This is a genomic window from Massilia sp. 2TAF26 (genome assembly GCF_052115005.1).
Classification (GTDB): domain Bacteria; phylum Pseudomonadota; class Gammaproteobacteria; order Burkholderiales; family Burkholderiaceae_D; genus Telluria.
Window position 1 is genome coordinate 1 of record NZ_JBFRFV010000145.1, and the last position, 370, is coordinate 370.

The 370-nt window shown below is 50.1% G+C and carries 1 rRNA gene; it reads left to right on the plus strand.

The annotated features are described in order from the left end of the window. Positions 1 to 370 (plus strand): 23S ribosomal RNA (locus AB4Z32_RS27870); the annotation flags it as partial.

Below are 370 nucleotides of genomic sequence, written 5' to 3' on the forward strand. Positions count from 1 at the left end.
GCCTTTTAGGTCATCACTCACTGAATACATAGGTGTGTGAAGCGAACGCGGCGAACTGAAACATCTAAGTAGCTGCAGGAAAAGAAATCAACCGAGATTCCCAAAGTAGTGGCGAGCGAAATGGGATGAGCCTTGTACGTGATAGTCGATTGAATAGTGGAACGCTCTGGAAATGGCGGCCATAGCGGGTGATAGCCCCGTACACGAAATTCAAACGGTGRTACTAAGCGTACGACAAGTAGGGCGGGACACGAGAAATCCTGTCTGAAGATGGGGGGACCATCCTCCAAGGCTAAATACTCGTAATCGACCGATAGTGAACCAGTACCGTGAGGGAAAGGCGAAAAGAACCCCGGGAGGGGAGTGAAAT